This is a genomic window from Burkholderia sp. WSM2230 (assembly GCF_000472445.1).
Taxonomy (GTDB): Bacteria; Pseudomonadota; Gammaproteobacteria; order Burkholderiales; family Burkholderiaceae; genus Paraburkholderia.
In genome coordinates this window covers 220138-237386 of sequence record NZ_AXAJ01000001.1, presented here as the reverse complement: position 1 = coordinate 237386, position 17249 = coordinate 220138, and the positions used below count along the sequence as shown (strand labels likewise).

Annotated in this window: 14 protein-coding genes; 5 read left to right on the top strand and 9 right to left on the bottom strand. The window is 64.2% G+C overall.

The window, feature by feature from the left end:
• Position 1: 1 nt before the first annotated feature.
• Positions 2 to 709 carry a 3-oxoacid CoA-transferase subunit A gene (locus A3AC_RS0101065; RefSeq protein WP_025596620.1) on the bottom strand — a complete coding sequence of 236 codons (708 nt, stop codon included), beginning with the start codon at positions 707 to 709 and terminating at the stop codon, positions 2 to 4.
• Positions 710 to 1037: 328 nt separating this feature from the next.
• Here A3AC_RS0101065 and A3AC_RS0101060 point away from each other — a divergent pair, with 328 nt between their 5' ends.
• Both A3AC_RS0101060 and folE read left to right on the top strand, forming a co-directional pair.
• The gene (locus A3AC_RS0101060) at positions 1038 to 1967 is read left to right on the top strand and encodes a LysR family transcriptional regulator (protein WP_025596619.1); all 930 of its coding nucleotides are present in this window, start codon (positions 1038 to 1040) and stop codon (positions 1965 to 1967) included.
• Positions 1968 to 2095: 128 nt separating this feature from the next.
• Positions 2096 to 2734, top strand: coding sequence for a GTP cyclohydrolase I FolE (gene folE / locus A3AC_RS0101055; protein ID WP_025596618.1), 639 nt, complete (start codon positions 2096 to 2098; stop codon positions 2732 to 2734).
• A gap of 39 nt (positions 2735 to 2773) precedes the next feature.
• Here folE and A3AC_RS0101050 read toward each other — a convergent pair whose 3' ends face one another.
• Complete coding sequence (locus tag A3AC_RS0101050) at positions 2774 to 3679, bottom strand: DMT family transporter (RefSeq protein WP_025596617.1); 906 nt, start codon at positions 3677 to 3679, stop codon at positions 2774 to 2776.
• A gap of 237 nt (positions 3680 to 3916) precedes the next feature.
• On the opposite strand from A3AC_RS0101050, the gene A3AC_RS0101045 reads away from it, so the two are divergent.
• Entirely contained in the window at positions 3917 to 4996 is a 1080-nt protein-coding gene (locus A3AC_RS0101045; RefSeq protein ID WP_025596616.1) for a VTT domain-containing protein, read from the top strand.
• Between the two features lie 48 nt (positions 4997 to 5044).
• On the opposite strand, the gene A3AC_RS0101040 is transcribed toward A3AC_RS0101045, so the two are convergent.
• Together A3AC_RS0101040 and A3AC_RS0101035 are read right to left on the bottom strand one after the other, a co-directional pair.
• Positions 5045 to 6658 (bottom strand): GGDEF domain-containing protein, encoded by a 1614-nt coding sequence (locus tag A3AC_RS0101040; protein WP_156924556.1) that lies wholly within the window; start codon positions 6656 to 6658, stop codon positions 5045 to 5047.
• A 74-nt stretch (positions 6659 to 6732) separates the two neighbouring features.
• Positions 6733 to 7611, bottom strand: coding sequence for a CHAD domain-containing protein (locus tag A3AC_RS0101035; RefSeq protein ID WP_025596614.1), 879 nt, complete (start codon positions 7609 to 7611; stop codon positions 6733 to 6735).
• 226 nt (positions 7612 to 7837) lie between these two features.
• Between A3AC_RS0101035 and A3AC_RS0101030 the strand changes: the two genes are divergently transcribed.
• On the top strand, positions 7838 to 9424 hold the full coding sequence (locus A3AC_RS0101030) for an inorganic phosphate transporter (protein ID WP_025596613.1): 1587 nt from the start codon (positions 7838 to 7840) through the stop codon (positions 9422 to 9424).
• Between the two features lie 62 nt (positions 9425 to 9486).
• Here the strand turns inward: A3AC_RS0101030 and ppk2 are convergent, their stop codons facing one another.
• Together ppk2 and A3AC_RS0101020 are read right to left on the bottom strand one after the other, a co-directional pair.
• On the bottom strand, positions 9487 to 10413 hold the full coding sequence (ppk2, locus tag A3AC_RS0101025; RefSeq protein ID WP_025596612.1) for a polyphosphate kinase 2: 927 nt from the start codon (positions 10411 to 10413) through the stop codon (positions 9487 to 9489).
• Positions 10414 to 10551: 138 nt separating this feature from the next.
• Entirely contained in the window at positions 10552 to 10971 is a 420-nt protein-coding gene (locus A3AC_RS0101020) for a VOC family protein (RefSeq protein ID WP_035474641.1), read from the bottom strand.
• A 192-nt stretch (positions 10972 to 11163) separates the two neighbouring features.
• On the opposite strand from A3AC_RS0101020, the gene A3AC_RS0101015 reads away from it, so the two are divergent.
• Entirely contained in the window at positions 11164 to 12207 is a 1044-nt protein-coding gene (locus A3AC_RS0101015) for a S1C family serine protease (RefSeq protein WP_025596610.1), read from the top strand.
• A 105-nt stretch (positions 12208 to 12312) separates the two neighbouring features.
• Here the strand turns inward: A3AC_RS0101015 and ggt are convergent, their stop codons facing one another.
• From ggt to A3AC_RS0101000, 3 genes are all read right to left on the bottom strand, one after another.
• Entirely contained in the window at positions 12313 to 14046 is a 1734-nt protein-coding gene (gene ggt / locus A3AC_RS0101010) for a gamma-glutamyltransferase (RefSeq protein WP_025596609.1), read from the bottom strand.
• Positions 14047 to 14184: 138 nt separating this feature from the next.
• Complete coding sequence (locus tag A3AC_RS0101005; RefSeq protein WP_025596608.1) at positions 14185 to 15600, bottom strand: aspartate aminotransferase family protein; 1416 nt, start codon at positions 15598 to 15600, stop codon at positions 14185 to 14187.
• 33 nt (positions 15601 to 15633) lie between these two features.
• The gene (locus A3AC_RS0101000) at positions 15634 to 17136 is read right to left on the bottom strand and encodes an NAD-dependent succinate-semialdehyde dehydrogenase (RefSeq protein ID WP_025596607.1); all 1503 of its coding nucleotides are present in this window, start codon (positions 17134 to 17136) and stop codon (positions 15634 to 15636) included.
• Between the last annotated feature and the right edge of the window lie 113 nt (positions 17137 to 17249).

The following is a 17249-nucleotide window of genomic DNA, read 5'->3' as shown; positions in this document are numbered from 1 at the left end:
TTCAGGCAGCGGCGTCGCGCGGATTGGGTTGAGGGGCATGCGCCGCTTGCGGCACTTCGATCACGCGCTGCACGAAAATGCCCGGCGTGACGATGTTTTCCGGGTCGAGCGCGCCGAGCGGCACCACTTGCGACACCTGCACGATCGCGGTTTTTGCCGCGCTCGCCATGATCGGCCCGAAGTTGCGAGCCGTCTTGCGATACACGAGGTTGCCCCAGCGGTCGCCCTTGTACGCCTTGATCAGCGCGAAATCCGCGTGCAGCGGCGACTCGAGCACGTAGTGCTTGCCGTCGATCAGGCGCGTTTCCTTGCCTTCGGCGAGCTTCGTGCCGTAACCGGTCGGTGTGAAGAATCCGCCGATGCCCGCGCCCGCCGCGCGGATGCGCTCGGCCAGATTGCCTTGCGGCACGAGTTCCAGTTCGATCTCGCCGGCGCGATACAGCGCGTCGAACACATACGAATCGGTTTGGCGCGGGAACGAGCAGATGATCTTGCGCACGCGCTTTGCCTTGAGCAGCGCCGCGAGGCCGATATCACCGTTGCCCGCATTGTTGTTGACGATGGTGAGCTCGCGCGCGCCCTGCTCGATGAGCGCGTCGATCAGCTCCGACGGCATGCCGGCGGTGCCGAAGCCGCCGATCATGACGGTCGCCCCGTCGTGGACGTCGGCGACGGCCGACTGCAGTGACTCGAAAATCTTGTTGATCATGTCGAATTTCCTTGTGGGGCGCTACGCGCGCCAGGCGTGGCCGCATGGAGCCGACTTCCTACGGCTCATCGCCTCGTTGTTCGTACAACGAACAGTGATTCGATTAGCGAACGATCTGGCGATTATGGTTGGGCTGGCGCTGTATTGTCAAGGCGCGGACTTTCCCTTAATCATAGGTCTGCGCATGGCGGACCGCGCGCTGCTTGCTCGCGTGCGCCGACGCGGCCACGGTCTGAAACCGCGACAAACCCCACTATCGCGGCCAGGCATTTTTCCGCTACCCTTTATCGACATATTGAATAGCCAACACGGCCGCCGGTCGAACAGCATGTCGGACATCCACCTTGACCTGAACCTTATCCCCTATCTCGTGGCGATGGAGGACACCCGCAACGTGAGCCGCGCGGCCGAGCAGCTCGGCGTGAGCCAGCCGCGTGTGAGCACGGCGCTTGGGCGGCTGCGCGAATATTTCGACGACCCGCTGTTCGTGCGCACGTCCAAAGGCATGGAGCCCACGCCGCGCGCGCTCGCGATCCTGCCCGCCGCGCGCGACGCGCTTCTACGGATCGAAAAAGGCATGCTCGACGTCCAGGAATTCGATCCGGACACGAGCACGCATACCTTCTCGATCGCGCTCTCCGACGTCGGCGAAATTGTGTTTCTGCCGCGGCTACTGCAGCTTTTCGCCGAGCGCGCGCCGCGCGCGAATCTGCGCTCCGTCTCTCTGCCGCCGTCGCATGTGGAACGCGGGCTCGAATCGGGCGACGTGGACCTCGCCGTCGGTTACTTTCCGGACCTGTCGGGCAACAACTTCTTCCAGCAGCGGCTCTTCACGCACCGCTTTATCTGCCTGATGCGCGCCGGTCATCCGCTGTCCAGAGCGCCGCTCACGCTCGCGCAGTATGTGGCGTCGGGGCACGCCGTGGTGCGCGCCGAAGGACGCAGCCAGGAAGTGCTCGAGCAGTACCTCGCGAAAAAGCGTATTGCGCGGCGCGCAGTGCTGGAAACGCCGCACTTCATGAGCCTGCCGTTCATCCTCGCGCGCACGGATCTGATTGCCACCGTGCCGCATGCAATCGGCTTCGCATATGTGTCCGAGCATGCGTCGATCACGCTCGTCGAACCTCCGTTGCCGTTGCCGCGCTTCGATTTGCGGCAGCACTGGCATCGCAAGTTTCATAACGATCCGCGCGGCACCTGGCTGCGCGGCGTGGTCGCCGAGCTTTTCAACGACGCGCTCGACGAATGGCCGAAATGAAGCCCTGGCCCCGCGGCGCCGGAAGGGGCATCGGCACGAGCCGGCGTAAACATGGAACAATGACTGTATTCATGATCCCGCGCGCGCTCCCTTTTTGGGTCGACGCGCGATTCCCGCAGGAGCGACGGATGACCAGCAGCAATAAAGAACAAACCACGCCCGCGGGCGCCAACGGCCGTCCGAGCCGCGAGGAAGCCGAAGCAGCCGTACGCGTGCTGCTGCGTTGGGCCGGCGACGATCCGCAGCGCGAAGGTCTGATCGACACACCGGCGCGCGTGGTGCGCTCCTATGAAGAGTTCTACGCGGGCTACCAGGTCGACCCGCGCGAAATTCTCGCGCGCACCTTCTCCGAGGTGGACGGCTACGACGAGATGATCGTGCTGAAGGACATCCGCTTCGAGAGCTATTGCGAACATCACATGGTGCCGATCATCGGGCGCGCGCACGTCGCCTATCTGCCGGGGCATCGCGTGGTCGGCATTTCGAAGCTCGCGCGGCTGGTCGACGCATTCGCGAAGCGCCTGCAGATTCAGGAAAAGATGACGGTGCAGATCGCCGATACGCTGAACGACGTGCTGCAACCGGCGGGCGTCGGCGTGATTCTGGAAGCCGCGCATCAGTGCATGTCGACGCGCGGCGTGCACAAGGCCGGCGTGACGATGGTCACGTCGCGCATGCTCGGCACCTTCCGCACCGACCCGTCCACGCGCCGCGAGTTTCTGTCGATTGTCGGCAATCCCGGCGCGGTGGCCGTGCCGAATACGTAAGCGCCAGACCACCGCGAGCCGCGCGATTGGCTGCACGCATCAGGCCGCTCTGCGCGTGCCGTGCGTTTGCCCGAAGGTCGCGAGCATGACGGCGCAAAGCACACAGGCCACGCCCGTCAACTGCGCCGTGCTGACCGGTTCGCGCAGCAGCAGCGCGGCCAATGCCAAAGCACTGACCGGCACGAGCGCCGTCATCAGGCCGGCTTCGGCGCCGCTGATGCGCGCCGCGCCTTCATACCAGAGAACGAAGCCCGCCACGGTCGGCACCAGCGCGTAATAAATCACGCCGATGATGGCCGCAGCGTCGAGTGGCAGGGCCCAGGGTTTCTCGAAGCAGGCCGGCACGATGCAAACCGCGAAGCCGATGCCGCACATCAGCGCCGAGAGCGGCAGCGGCGCAACCGGCGTGCGCAGCTTGCGATTGAGCAGAATGAAGAGCGCCTCGCAGACAATCGCCGCGAACACCAGCAGGTTGCCGGGCAGAGAACCGCCTTCATGCGGCGGGGCGCCAGCGCCGGGACGCACGGTGCAGACGAGCACGCCCGCCGTGGCAAGCACGATCGCACAGAGCAGCGCCGGCGACGGGCGCTCGCCCAACGCCAGCATGGCAACCACCGCCGACACTGCGGGCAAGGTGCCGGCGATCACGCCGGCATCGCCGGCCGAAGCGAGCTTCATGCCGCTAATCAGCAACACCGTATAACCGACGCTGCCCGCCGCGGCCTGCGCGATCACCAGCGCGGCGTCGCGCCGGTGAAGGCGTGGCCAGCGTACGCGGCGCCAGCGCATGACAAGCACGAACAATGGAAAGGCAATTGCAAAGCGCAGCGCGGTCGCGCTGAACGGCGGCAATCCAGCGGCAATGGACTTGCTCACCACCACCGTGCTGCCCACGCCGACCATCGCCAGCGCACAGCAGACATAGCCGACATAGCGTGAATTCATCGTGCATCTCCGAGGCAAAGGGAAGAGCACGCAGATTAGATACGCCGCGCTTTCAGGTCTTGAACGAAATTGCAGCGCGTTGTGTGTGGCCGCGCTCGCGGTCCATCGAGTATCCTCGACAACGAAGGACGCCGAGCGCCACAGGAACGCGCTTTGCGTGAGGGGACCGGCCGGCTGTACGACCGGCGTGTCGAGCTTGCCAACCAGAAACGGAAAAGAAACAGAGGAGCGCCGCAATTGGTAGAGTTTCCGTCGTCGGCGGTGTCCACGTGGGGCGGCGCGGTTGTGTTCGCCAACGTGCTGATGACGCGCCTCGGCGTGCCGATTCCCGCCGTGCCGGTGTTGCTGTTCGCCGGCTCCGCGATTGCGGCGGGTACCCTGTCGTTCTGGCCGGTGCTGTGCGCGGCCGTGCTCGGCGCGCTGATCGGCGACGGCGTCTGGTTCACCGCGGGGCGTCTTTATGGGCGCAAGCTGATCGGCGTGCTCGGCCAGATGCTGCCTGCCGTCGATGCCCGCGTCGAACAGGCGCGCGCGCTGTTCGAGCGCTTCGGCGTGCCGCTCGTGTCGATCTCGAAGTTCATACCTGGCCTCGCGCTCGTCACGCCGCCGCTGATGGGCACCACGGCCGTCGACGCCCGCATCTATGCAATCTGGGATCTCACCGGGGCAACCGCGTGGGCCACGTTCTGGCTGCTCGGCGGTGCAGCGGCCGAACGGCAATTGCACATGCTGTTCGCGTTCGTCCGGGCGCGTGGCGGCACCGTCATCGACCTGCTGATAGCAGCCGCGTTGCTGTATCTCGCGTATCGGCTAGTGCAGCAGCGGCGGGCGCGCCGTCAAGCCGCTTTCGTCGATACCGCCGATACAAGCAATACCACCGATAGCGCCATGCAAACGCGAGGGCCGCGCCGCGCCGTGGGCCGCAAGACGACGCCCAAGGTGCTCGACGCCCGTCCGCAGAGCGTGGCGCTCGACGCCGCCTCGCCGATTCCCGGCGCCCTCTCGCTTGATCCGCACTCGCTGGAGCAGATTGACGTCGCGCTGCGCACTTACGACAGCGTGATCTACTGCGTGTGCCCGGACAGCGCGACGGCGGCCGAGATCAGCGTGCGCATGCGCAACTACGGCTATACGCGGATTCGCGCGCTGCATGGCGGGCTGGAGGCATGGCAGCGGCGCGGTTTCCCGGTCGGCTTGCTGCTCACCGACGAGACGGCCTCGGGCAAGCGCACTCACGCACCCGGCAACTCGCGTAGCGACGCCACAAACGCCGTGACGCTGCGCGGCTTCGCGCCGCGAAAGAGGGCAAGCGCGTAAGCGCTGGCCCGTTTGTCGAGCGTCGCCTCGCGTTTGAATGAAGCGCGCCTACGACGGCGAATCCTGCGCCACGGAACCCTCGGCCAATTGCCCGCAAGCAACGCGGTTGCGTCCCGCCGCTTTCGCCACATAGAGCTGGCGGTCGGCGGCGGCAAGCAGATCGAGCGCGTTCGACCCTTGCACAGGCATCATCGTCGCGCAACCCACGCTTACCGTGACCGTGACCCTTTCGCCGCCGCCGTGCGGAATGTCCTGTGCCTGCACGCTGCGCCGGATCTTCTCGGCAACAGCACGCGCGCCATCGGCAGACGTATCCGGCAGGATCACGGCGAACTCCTCGCCGCCATAGCGCGCGACCACGTCGACCGCGCGGCGCACGGTCGTCGAAATGCACTCGGCCACCGCGCTCAGCGCCTCGTCGCCGCTTGCATGCCCGTAGGTGTCGTTAAAGCGCTTGAAGTGATCGATATCGATGAAAAGCGCCGACAGCGGCTGGCCCGTGCGCCGCGCGCGCCGCCACTCCTCGTCGAGACGGCTATCGAGCACGCGACGATTGCTGAGCCCGGTCAGCGGGTCGGTGGCGGCCAGACGCATCAGCGCGGCCTGCGCGCGCAGCTTGCCGTGCAATGCATACGCGAGCAGCCACGACACGACCACGAACACCGCGCCGAACGCGAGCGTCAACGCGCCGCTGATCATGGCCCGGTGCCGCCACGGCGCGAGCACGTCGTCGACGGCGGGCGCGACGACCACGATCAGCGGCGTGCCAGTCACGCGCACATAGGTGAACATGCGCTGCACGCCGTCCATGGCAGAACGCGCCACATAGGAACCGGCGCCCTGCGCGGCCATTCTGATGAAGATCGGCGACTTCGCAATGCTCGCGCCGATATCGCGCGGCGAGTAAGGCTTGCGCGCGATGAGCGTGCCGTCTTCCATCGCGATGAACACCGAACCCTGTTTGCCGATACTGATCCGCTCGAGCAGACGCTGAAAGTACTCGATGCGGATCGCCAGCAGCGCGACGCCGGCAAAACGGCCGTTTGCGTCGTTGATACGCCGCGTGAGACCGATCGACCACTTGCCGTCGCGCAATCGCGAGCGGAAGGGATGCGACAGATAAAGCCCCACTGCCGGATTGCGTTGATGCACGACGAAATAGTCGCGGTCGGTCAAGCGAATATTGCGATTGATCTCGCCGCTTTGCGAGGCAATCACCTCACCGTTTGCGCCGACAATATATGCGCCGCCGAGGTAAGCGGCCGTTGTCGCGCGGTCGAACAGCACCGCGCGACGCACATCGTCAGGCAGCCCCGCGCTGAGTTCGAAATGATGCTCGGCGCCGTCAACCATCGCCTGCAACGAAAGGGCGTAGATCTCGACGTTTCTTTCCAGGTCGCTGGAAATGATCGACACGAGATTCTCCGACGTCTCCCGAGCATGGTCGAGCGCGTCGGTACGGCCATTGAGGAGCGTGAGCAGCGTGAGGCCCGCCATCGCGACGGCCACCAGCGTGCCGGCGAGACCGGCCAGCACCGGATGGTTGCCCACATAACGTGTGACGCCGGCTCCTTGATGCCGCAGCTTTCGGCGCCAGCGCCGCGCCCACGAATGCGCTCGATATGCCACCTGCGCGTTGCCTCCGTTGCAAGCGGCCCGCATCGAGGGCGTGCGGACCGCCATCAGATGTTATGTGCGGGCGCCGAGCCTGCCGCGCGCCACGCCGCCTTCGCGCGTCACAGTTTGCGCAGCAGTCCGGCGGCCGAACGCATCCTGCGTTTGCGTTCCTTGTGCAGCGACTGCAGCACGCTGTCCGCGTCGCCCGCGCCGGCAAACAGACTCGCGTTGTCGCGCAACAGCATTTCGCTTGCCACGATATCGTTTAGTTTGCCGAAACGTTTTTGCACCTGCTTCAAACGCTTGAGCGTGCGCTTGTGGCTGCCGCTCAGGACCGGCTCGAAAAATTCCAGCAGATAGCGCACTTTTTTGCCGGCCTTTCTTACGTCGTGAAAGGCAGCGTAGTTCGAACGCTTCGCGTGGCGGGCGCGTTTCGCGCGCTTCATCAGGGAGCGCTCCGAAGCTGCAACCCGCTTGTTCGCGAACTTGCGCAGCGGCACGCGTTCATGCGCGGTGTTGATTTCGGTGGATGCGCTCGTCAGTGCGTCGCGCAGCAAATGCTTGACGTCCGCGTTGCTCAGCGTCTCGCGGCTCGTCGCAAGTGCATTGTCGCGCGCTTCCTCGAGCGTGGGGGCGAAGTCGCTGGCACCGTCCTCATTCCGGATCAGTTCGATCAGGATGTCCCAGTCGCGCGTCTTGCCCGCTGCTGTGGCCAGATACTTGTAGAGCGCACGTTGCCGGGTGTTTTCACCCTTCTCCAGCAGCGGCGCGAAGGCCCACCACAGCGAGCGCAAGCGGCGCAGCGAAACGCGAAGCTTATGCAGCGCTTCCGGCGATGGATTGTCGCGCACCGCATTGGCATACGCGATCGCGTCGCTCACGAGCGGTGCGGCATACGACGCGAAGGCCTCTTGCGCTGTCGTTTCGGGCGTGCTGGAATCCGCGGCCGGAGGGCCGCCGTCCGCCTTACTGCTTTCCTTGTGAGCGTCGCGCTTCATGGAGACTCCTGGAAGGTACTGCGAGTCTTCCAGCGTAGCAAAAAAGGGGCCCAGGCGTCTTAAATGGACCGGCGCGCGGCGGCAAAATCGCGGCGCAATCCGCCATGTGCGTTATGCACGCCGCATCCCACGGCCAGGTGCGGCAACGAGATTTAGCTGTCATCGTACCGACACACATGGCCCGCACGATCCAAAGTTCCGCGACCTTTCTCCAGAGGCACACGTCATGCCGGAACTTTCATACCCTCAACCCAGTGGGGTAAGTGGCAAGGGGCGCAATCTCGGCCTCGTGATTTTCCTCGCCGTGATCGTAGTCGGCGTCGGCTATTGCGGGATGCAACTGGTGGGCGACCTGCAACCGGTGCGCGAAAGTTCGATGCTGCCGTATCTGCTGCTCGGCGTTGCGCTGCTGATCGCGCTTGGATTCGAATTCGTCAACGGCTTTCACGATACCGCCAACGCTGTCGCCACCGTCATCTATACGCATTCGCTCGCACCCAATCTCGCGGTGGTGTGGTCGGGTGCCTGGAATTTTCTCGGCGTGCTGACCTCGAGCGGGGCCGTCGCGTTCGGCATCCTGCAACTGCTGCCGGTTGAGCTGATCCTGCAAGTGGGCAGCAGCGCCGGCTTTGCGATGGTGTTCGCGCTGTTGATCGCGGCGATCATCTGGAATCTGGGCACCTGGTATTTCGGCTTGCCGTCGTCGAGCTCGCACACGCTGATCGGCTCGATCATCGGCGTCGGCCTGATGAACCAGTTGATTCATGGCGTGAACGGCACGAGCGGCGTGGACTGGAACCAGGCGCTCGGCGTCGGCAAATCCCTGCTGTTTTCGCCGCTGATCGGCTTTCTCGCGGCCGGCCTGCTGCTCATGATCCTGAAAGCCGTGGTGCGCATTCCCGCGCTCTACGCCGAGCCGAAGGGCAAGGAACCGCCGCCGTTCTGGATTCGCAGCCTGCTGATCCTGACGTGCACGGGCGTTTCGTTTGCGCACGGCTCGAACGACGGCCAGAAAGGCATGGGCCTCATCATGCTGATCCTGATCGGCACGGTGCCCACGGCCTATGCGCTGAACAAGGCGGTGACGCCCGCCGAAACGCAGACCTTCGTGGCGGTCGCTCAGCAAACCTCGGCCACGCTCGCGCGATACACGAACGGCGCGCCGCAGTCCGCCAATCCGCGTGCGGATGTCGAAGCATATGTGCGCACGCGCCAACTCACGCCCGCGACGTTGCCCGCGCTGAAGCAGCTCACGGACATCATCGCGCAGCAAGTCGGCGCATCGGGTTCGATGGCCGCGGTGCCGCAAGGCATCGTCGATAACGTGCGCAACAACATGTATGTCGCCTCGGAAGCGATTCGCCTGATGGGCAAGGCGAAGCAGCCCGCCTTCACACCGGAAGATGCGAAAGCCATCCAGAACTTCAAGGCGCAAACGGATCATGCGACCAAGTTCATTCCGACGTGGGTCAAGGTCGCGGTCGCCATCGCGCTCGGCATGGGCACGATGGTCGGATGGAAGCGCATCGTGGTGACCGTCGGCGAGAAGATCGGCAAGCAGCATTTGACGTACGGACAGGGCGCATCCGCCGAACTCGTCGCGATGCTGACGATCGGCGCGGCCGACGTGTATGGTCTGCCGGTTTCCACCACGCATGTGCTGTCTTCGGGCGTGGCCGGCACGATGGCGGCCAACGGCTCGGGTTTGCAATGGGCCACCGTGCGCAGCCTGGTGCTTGCGTGGGTGCTGACACTGCCGGCGTCCATTGCGCTCGCGGCGGGGTTGTACTGGGTGTTTCGGGCGGTGTTCTGAAACGTTGGCTGGGGGCCCGCTGCGGTTCGTCGCGGTGGTTGCTCCCGAAGTTCGCTTTACGCTCAATACACCTCGGGCACGATCATGGAAGCCGGCACCGGCTGACGGCTGTACTCGTCGTGATAAACACGCGCGGGCAGTTCGATGGTCGGATGCTCGATCTCGTGATACGGCACCTGGCTTAGCAGATGGTGAATGCAGTTCAGCCGCGCGCGCTTCTTGTCGACGGCCTGCACGACCCACCACGGCGCCTCGGGAATGTGCGAGCGTTGCAGCATCACCTCTTTCGCCTGCGTATAAGCCTCCCAGCGGCGGCGGCTTTCCAGATCCATCGGACTCAGCTTCCACTGCTTCAGCGGATCATGAATACGGTTCTGGAAGCGGATTTCCTGCTCCTCGTCGGTAATGGAGAACCAGTACTTGACGATCTGCACGCCGCTGCGCACGAGCATCTTTTCAAACTCCGGCACTGAGCGGAAGAACTCTTCGTATTCTTCGTCGGTGCAGAAATTCATCACGCGTTCGACGCCCGCGCGGTTGTACCAGCTGCGATCGAACAGCACCATCTCGCCGCCCGCAGGCAAATGCGAGACATAACGCTGAAAGTACCATTGGGTGCGCTCGCGGTTGTTCGGTGCCGGCAGAGCCGCGACGCGGCACACGCGCGGATTGAGCCGCTGCGTGATGCGCTTGATCGCGCCGCCCTTGCCCGCAGCATCGCGTCCTTCGAAAATCACGACCAGACGATGCCCGGTCTGCACGATCCAGTCCTGCAGCTTGACGAGTTCGCCCTGCAGGCGGAACAGCTCGCGGAAGTACATCTTGCGTGCGTCGCGGTGCTCGCGCGTGAAAGTCTCGGGACCGTCGAGGATGCGGTCGTCGACCTCCATTTCGAGTTCCTCGTCGTACGCGTCGATGAGGTCTTCCTCGAAACGGCGCTGCCGCTCAATCAGCGACTCGGCTTCGGGTCTCGAATCCTGCTCTTTCATTGCGGCTCTCCTCGCGGCGGAAATGATCGGGCGCGCGGCGACATGCGCGACGCGGACGCGCCCGATTATCGGTGCGCCCGGTGTCAGCCATGTTACCGTCCTGCCGCTTCATGATAGCGAGTTTTCCGCCGGCACCCGCTACTGGCGCAGCGGTTTCGCGAAGCTGAGTTCGTGGCCGTCCGGATCCGTGATGTGAAAATAACGCTCGCCCCACGGCGCGTCGGACGGCTCCAGCGAGGGCTTGAAACCCGCCGCCAGTGCCTTGCGATGGATCGCGTCGACATCCGAGACATAGACAATCACGCGGCCCCACCAGCTAACCGGCGCACGCGGATCGGCAATCAGGTTCAAGAACGTGCCGCCGAACGCGAACGACGTGAACGCAGCGTCTTCGCCGCCGAATTTGAGCGGAAAGCCAAGCGCCTGATAGAAGCGCACCGCTTGCCGCATGTCACTGGTGGCGAGGGTAATCGCGCTGAGCGACTCGATCCGCGGTTCGTCAGGCGTGCTGCCGGACGATGTCGCAGTTTCAACGGAGGACACGGCGGATGGGTCCATCATGGCTCACTCCCTGGCGTAACGACGTTAGGTGACGTGGCGCAGCGCGGCCTGGCGGCCGAAAATGGCGCGCTATCGGCCTGCCAGCACAAAGTGTCTCATACGGCACGATGCTTCAGGCGTGCGCCGCTTCGCACTTGAAAACGCCTGGCGCGCCCCGCATCTGCGTTTCCGTTTATCCGGAGCATCGCCATGGGAAGCCGTCCACGCTTCATTGATGACCTGTCGCGCGCCGCATCCGACGCCCCCGGGCCCAACCCACTCACCCCTCTATCCGACGACGCCCTGCTCGACGCCTACTCGCGCACCGTGATCGGCGCGCTCGAGCGCGTGCAGCAGGCCGTCGCCTTTATCTCCGTCGAACGCCGGCTGCCCGTCGCTGCACCGGGCCGCGAACGCGGCGCGCGCAGCGGCACCGGCTCGGGCTTCATCTTCACGCCGGACGGCTATCTGCTGACCAATAGCCACGTCGTGCACGGCGCAACCCACATTCAGGTGACGCTTGCCGACGGCGCCAGGTTCGACGCAGATCTGGTCGGCGACGACCCCGGCAGCGATCTCGCCGTGCTGCGCATCGGCTCGCCGGAACCGCTGCCTCACGTCGAACTCGGCGAATCGTCGAAGCTGCGCGTGGGACAGATCGCCATTGCGGTGGGCAATCCGCTCGGCCTCGCGCAAACGGTCACGACGGGCGTCGTGTCGGCGCTCGGCCGCTCGCTGCGCTCGAACTCGGGCCGCATGATCTACGACGTGATCCAGACCGACGCAGCGCTGAATCCCGGCAACTCCGGCGGCCCGCTGATCAACTCGGCGGGCCAGGTGATCGGTGTGAATACCGCGATCATCCCCGGCGCCCAGTCCATCTGCTTCGCCACCGCCATCGACACCGCCAAGTGGGTCATCATGCAAATCTTCGCGCACGGCCGCGTGCGGCGCGCGTATATCGGCGTGGCCGGCACCACCACGCCGCTGCCGCGCCGCGTGCAGCGCTATTTCGGCCTGAGCGCGCAAAGCGGCGTGCATGTGATGGAAATCGTCAAAGGCAGTCCGGCTGCGGCAGGCGGGTTGCGCACGGACGACACCATCGTCGCCATCGACTCGCAACCTGTGCAGGACGTGGATGCGCTGCAGCGCACGCTCGATGCGTCGCGAATCGACAAGCCGGTTAACGTGACGGTGCTGCGTGGCGCGCAACGGCTCGAACTGACGTTGATGCCGGTCGAACAGACAAGCTGATTCGCACGCAAAAAAAGACCTCGGGCTCTTTCGAGCGCGAGGTCTTCTGCTATGTGAGCGGCAGAGCATCCGGACAGATGCTCCGCGCTGCGGTGCAAACCACGTTTACTGGATGATCCGCGTCACGCCACGGCCGCGCGGATCCGCTGCCGGCTCGGGCGTGTTGTCGTTGATCTTGATCGCCTGAATGTCGCCATTGAAGTTCTGCGCCTTCAGCGTATAGCCCTTGGCCTCGACCTCTTTGGCGAGCTCGCCGTTGATCGGCATATACGGCTCCCAGAAAATCGTGTTCGGCGGCAGCAGCTGATGATGGAAGCGCATCGCGGCAACCGCGTCCGGCAACGGCATGTTGAAGTCGTAGATGTTGTTGATTACCTGGAAAATCGACGTGAAGATGCGCGAGCCGCCAGGCGTGCCGATCACGAGCGATACCTTGCCGTCCTTGGTGAGAATCGTCGGGCTCATGGAAGACAGCGGGCGCTTCTTCGGCTCGATGGAGTTGGCGTCGCTGCCCACCACGCCGAACATGTTCGCCACGCCCGGCTTCGCGGAGAAGTCGTCCATCTCGTCGTTCAGCACGATGCCGGTGCGATCAGCGACCACGCCCGAACCGAAATAGCCGTTCACCGTATAGGTGTTCGACACCGCGTTACCCCACTTGTCGACCACGGAGAAATGGGTGGTTTCCGCCTTCTCCGGCATCGACGTGCCGAGTCCAGGCTGCACGCTCCTGGTGTCCGACGGCGTGTCCGGATTGACCTCAGAGGCACGCTTCGCGATGTACGCGTCGTCGGTGAGTTGCGCGACCGGCACCTTGTAGAAGTCCGGATCGCCGAGATATTGCGCTCGGTCGGCGAACACGCGCTTTTCGATTTCCGCGATCAGGTGAATGTATTGCGGCGAATTGAGCGGGACGTCCTTGAAATCCGCCGCACGATCGGCCTTCATCTTGAGCAGCTGCACGAGGCCGATGCCGCCCGAGCTCGGAGGCGGCGCAGTATACACGCGGTAGCCCTTCCAGTCGGCCGCGATCGGCTGACGCCAGACGGCCTTGTACTGCTGCAAATCGGCCTTGGTGATGAGACCGTGACCGCGCATGGATTCCGCGATCAGGTCAGCCGTCTTGCCCGAATAGAAATCTCTCGCGCCCTGGTCGGAAATGCGCTGCAGCACGGCGGCGAGATCAGGTTGCTTGAAGTTCACGCCCTGCTTCAGGTTGCCGAAGTAGGTGTCGAAGTTGGTCTTGCCAGCGAATTCCTTGGCCGCCGCATCGCGGCGCTGCTGCAACTGTTCGCTGACCTCGAAGCCGTCGCGCGCATAGTGGATGGCCGGTGCGAGCACCTGCTTCCACTTGAGTTTGCCGAAGCGGCGCTGCGCCTGCCACATGCCGTCTACCGTGCCGGGCACGCCCACCGCGCGGTAGCCATACAGGCTCATGCCTTTGATGACCTCGCCCTTGTCGTCGAGATACATGTTCTTCGTGGCCGCGAGCGGCGCGCGCTCACGATAGTCGAGGAAGTACGGCTTGCCGCCCACATACAGCGTCATGAAGCCGCCGCCGCCGATGTTGCCCGCTTCCGGATAGGTTACGGCAAGTGTGAAGGCGATGGCCACTGCGGCGTCGACCGCATTGCCGCCCTCCTTGAAGATATGTTCGGCGGCATCGGCGCTGTATTCGTCCGCGACCGCGATGGCGGACGCGGTCAGTACAGCCGGTTGCGCCTTCGCGGGCGGCTTCGCGACGGCCGGCGTCGTCTCGAGAAAGCCGAAGGAAACAGACAACACAGTGGCCAGCGCAAATACGCTGGCGGACGATCTGGCGTTGCGGAACAACTTCATTGATATCCCCCAAGACGACTGTTTCACCTGACGATAACTGCAGTTGCCTTGGGCTTATAACATGTGAAGCGCCTCTTTGCGAAGCCGCGCAATTCCGTATGGCGGTTACTGCGGCACACAAAGAGGCACAAAGCTCGATCAAACGGCAGCCGCGGGCGTGAATACCTGCGAGGCGACCTCGTCGACCGCCGCGCGCGCGAGCTTCACGATTTCGTCGACGTCCGCACGTGAAGTCACGAGCGGCGGCGCGAAGCCGAGAATGTCGCCGTGCGGCATCGCACGGGCAATCAGTCCGCGTTGCAACGCAGCAGCCGACACGCGCGGGCCGACCTTCAACGCCGCATCGAAGGGCCGGCGGGCATCCTTGTCGGCCATGAATTCGAGCGCGGCCAGCATGCCCGCGCCGCGCACTTCGCCGACGAGCGGATGCGAATCGAAAGCGGCGTGCAACTGTTCGAGTAGATAGGCGCCGGTTTGTGCCGCGTTTTGCGTCAGATTCTCGCGCTCGATAATATCGAGGTTCGCCAGTGCCGCCGCCGCGCAGATCGGATGTCCCGAGTAGGTCCAGCCGTGACCCATCGGCCCGAATTCCTGCGAAGCCTTGTCGATCACATCCCACACGCCCTCGCTCACGATCACGCCGGAAAGCGGCGCATAAGCGCTCGTCAGGCCCTTCGCGACCGTGATCAGGTCGGGCGTGATGCCGTAGTGCTGCGCGCCCATCTTCGAACCGAGCCGGCCGAAACCGCAGACCACCTCATCGCAGATCAGCAGAATGTCGTGCTTCTTCAGCACCTGCTGGATCGCGGCCCAATAGCCGGCCGGCGGCGGCAGGATCCCGCCGGTACCCATGACCGGTTCGCCGATGAACGCAGCGATCGTGTCGGCGCCTTCACGCGCGATCAGTTGCTCCAGTTCCTCCACGCAGTACGCGACGAACTGCGTTTCGTTCATGCCGGCCGGCGCGTTCCGATACCAGTGCGGGCACGTGGTGTGTTTGACGCGCTCGATCGGCAGGTCGAAACATTGATGGAAGCTCGGCAAGCCGGTGAGGCTGCCGGTCACGATGCCCGAGCCGTGATAGCCACGCTGCCGCGAGATGATCTTCTTCTTGTTCGGCCGGCCCTTCACGTTGTTGTAGTACCAGACGAGCTTGATCTGCGTTTCGTTCGCGTCCGAACCGGACATGCCGTAATAGACCTTCTTCATGCCCTGCGGCGCCCATTCGATGATGCGCGACGACAGTTCGATGATCGTATCCGTCGAATGGCCGACATACGTGTGGTAGTAAGCGAGCTTCTTCGCCTGCTCGTAGATCGCCTCGGCAACCTCGGTGCGGCCGTAGCCGATGTTCACGCAATACAGGCCCGCGAAGGCGTCGATAAATGTCTTGCCTTGATGGTCTTCAATGCGGATGCCCTTCGCGCCGGTCACGATGCGGCCCGGCAATGCGCCACTCGCATGGTCGTGAGCGTGGGTCGAAGGATGCATGAAATGCGCGCGGTCGGCGCTGAAGAGTTGGTCGAGTTGCTGGGTTTGTTCGGACTGAGTCATGACAGGCTCCTTCGTTGAATTCATGAATTAGGGTTATGCGGCCGCGGCGCTGCGAGCGGGAAGACTCCCGGTCACCGGCAAGCCGAGTTGGCCGAGGCAGAAATAGCGCGTCTCGACAAACGGTTCGAAGCCCTCGGCGCCGCCTTCGCGGCCCAGACCCGACGACTTGATGCCGCCAAACGGAATCGGCGCGCCCGTGAACTTCGCGCCGTTCACGGAAACCATCGCGAAGTCGAGACGCCGGATCAGCTGAAACACCGTGTTGAGATCGCGCGAACAGACATAGGCGGCGAGTCCGTACTCGGTGTCGTTCGCACGTTGGATTACTTCGTCGAGCGAATCAAATGGCGTCACCGCGGAAATCGGCGCGAAGTTTTCTTCGTCGTAAATGCGCATGCCGGGCGCGGCGTCGGCCACCACGGTAGGCACGAAGAACCAGCCGCCGAGTTCGTGCGCCGAGCCGCCCACTGTGATGCGAGCGCCCTTCGCTTGCGCGTCCGCGACGCGCTGCAGGGTCGTGTCGAACGCGGCCTGATGCATCAGCGGGCCGACGTCGACGTCGGCTTCGAATGCCGAGCCCACCTTCAGTGCGCGAACCGCATCGCTGTATCCCGCGACGAACGCCTCGTACAGCGGACGTGCAACGAAGATGCGATTGGCGGCGCAGCAATCCTGGCCCGAAGTCTGGAACTTGGCCGCGACGGCCACGCGCACGGCTTCATCCAGGTCTGCATCTTCGGTGACGATGAACGGCGCATTGCCGCCCAACTCCAGCGCCGTCTTCTTGATGCCGGCGTTTGCCACAGCCTGCATGACGAGTGCGCCAACGCGAGTGGAACCAGTAAAGCTCACCGAGCGCACACGCGGGTCGCCAACCAGCGTTTGCATTGCCATTTGCGGTTCGCCGAGCACCACATTGAACACACCGGCCGGGAAACCCGCTTCTTCGGCGAGTTGAGCGAGCGCGAGAGCGGAGAACGGCGTTTCATGTGCTGGCTTCACCACCACCGTGCAGCCAGCCGCGAGCGCGGCGGCCGCCTTGCGCGTGATCATTGCGCAAGGGAAGTTCCACGGCGTGATCAAGGCCGCGACGCCCACAGGTTCGATCACGGTGCCCAGTTGCGCACCGTCGATATGCGTGGGAATCGTGCGGCCGTTCAGGCGCCGCACTTCATGCGCGAACCATTCGACGAAGCTCGCGCCGTACGCGATTTCGCCGCGCGCTTCCGCAAGCGGTTTGCCCTGTTCGAGCGAGAGAATCGCGGCAAGGTCATGCTGATGGCGCAGGATCAGTTCGTGCCAGCGCAGCAGCAACGCAGAGCGTTTCGCGACCGGCAGCCAGCGCCACGCGGAGAAGGCCCGCTCTGCGGCATCGACTGCTTGCGTGATCTGCGCGGCGTCCAGCATCGGCACATGTCCGAGCACTTGCTGATCCGCGGGATTGTGCACGGCGATACTCGCTGCGCTCGCGCTGTGAACCCAGCGCCCGTCGACGTAGCACAGCGATTTGAACAGAACCGGATGACCCAGCAACATGACGACCTCCTGTGTGCGATGTATGTCTGTCACTGTACGTTCAGCGGCGTTGCGGTTTTTTCGGTTCTCGAGTGGAAACGCCCGCGTTTTTTCCGTAATGCCCGGCGGCGCAT